This is a genomic window from Zavarzinia marina (genome assembly GCF_021568905.1).
Taxonomy (GTDB): Bacteria; Pseudomonadota; Alphaproteobacteria; order Zavarziniales; family Zavarziniaceae; genus Zavarzinia; species Zavarzinia marina.
In genome coordinates, this window is record NZ_JAKGSB010000015.1 from 1 (window position 1) to 1802 (window position 1802).

The window sequence follows — 1802 nt, forward strand, 5'->3', positions numbered from 1 at the left end:
CGCCTCGACTGGATGACGCCCTATACGCTGGACGGCGTGAAGGACGTCTCCTTCGGGCCCGGGGACGTCCACATCCGCTGGTTCCACGACGGCAGGCTGAACGTCGCCGCCAACTGCCTCGACCGCCATCTGGCGAGCCGGGGCGACAAGCCCGCCATCCTGTGGGAAGGCGACGATCCGGCCGACAGCCGCGTCATCACCTATCGCGAGCTTCATGCCGAGGTCTCGCGCTTCGCCAATGTCCTCCTGTCGCTCGGCGTCGCGAAGGGCGACCGCGTCACCCTCTATCTGCCCATGATCCCGGAAGCCGCGGTCGCCATGCTGGCCTGCGCGAGGATCGGCGCCATTCATTCCATCGTCTTCGGCGGCTTCTCCCCCGACAGTCTCGCCGGCCGCATCCAGGACTGCGGCTCCAGGCTCGTCATCACCGCCGACGAGGGCCTGCGCGCCGGCCGCAAGGTTCCCCTCAAGGCCAATGCCGACAAGGCGCTCGAACAATGCCCCGAGGTCGAGCATGTGGTGGTCGTGCGCCGCACCGGCGGCCCCATCGGCTTCAAGGCGCCCCGCGACGTCTGGTACCACGAGGCCATGGCGGCCGCCGATCCGGTGAACGAGCCCGTGGCCCAGGATGCCGAGGATCCCCTCTTCATCCTCTATACCTCCGGTTCCACCGGCAAGCCCAAGGGCGTGCTGCACACCACCGGCGGCTATCTCGTCTATGCCGCCATGACCCATGAATATGTCTTCGACTGCCACGAGGACGACATCTACTGGTGCACCGCCGATGTCGGCTGGGTCACCGGCCACAGCTACATCGTCTATGGCCCGCTCGCCAATGGCGCCACCACCCTGATGTTCGAGGGCGTGCCGACCTATCCGGATTCGTCGCGCTTCTGGCAGGTGGTCGACAAATACAAGGTCACCATCTTCTATACCGCCCCCACCGCCATCCGCAGCCTGATGCGCGAGGGCGAGGCCCTGGTGAAGGGCACCTCGCGCCAGTCGCTGCGCCTGCTCGGTTCCGTGGGCGAGCCGATCAACCCGGAAGCCTGGTCCTGGTACCACAAGGTGGTCGGCGACGGGCGCTGCCCCATCGTCGACACCTGGTGGCAGACCGAGACCGGCGGCATCCTGATCACCCCCCTGCCCGGCGCCACGGCGCTCAAGCCCGGGTCCGCCACCCTGCCCTTCTTCGGCGTCGCCCCCGAGGTGGTCGATGCCGAGGGCAAGGTGCTGGAGGGCCCGACCGAGGGGAACCTTTGCATCGCCGACAGCTGGCCCGGCCAGATGCGCACGGTCTATGGCGATCACGAGCGTTTCGTGCAGACCTATTTCTCGACCTATCCGGGGAAGTATTTCACGGGCGACGGCTGCCGAAGGGACGAGGACGGCTATTACTGGATCACGGGCCGGGTCGACGACGTCATCAACGTCTCCGGCCACCGCATGGGCACGGCCGAGGTCGAGAGCGCCCTCGTCGCCCACGCCAAGGTCGCCGAGGCCGCCGTGGTCGGCTATCCCCACGACCTCAAGGGCCAGGGCATCTATGCCTATGTCACCCTGAACGCCGGCGAGGAGCCGACCGACGCCCTGAAGAAGGAGCTGGTCACCTGGGTCCGCCAGGAGATCGGCCCGATCGCCAGCCCCGACCTGATCCAGTTCGCCCCCGGCCTGCCCAAGACCCGATCCGGCAAGATCATGCGCCGCATCCTCCGCAAGATCGCCGAGAACGAGTTCGGCGCCCTCGGCGACACCTCCACCCTCGCCGATCCCTCCGTCGTCACAGACCTCATCGACAACCG

At 67.5% G+C, this 1802-nt stretch carries 1 protein-coding gene; it reads left to right on the forward strand.

Annotated elements, in window-relative coordinates; genetic code table 11:
- A partial coding sequence (gene acs / locus L2U69_RS19065; RefSeq protein WP_236108714.1) for an acetate--CoA ligase occupies positions 1–1802 on the forward strand: 1802 nt, incomplete at both ends.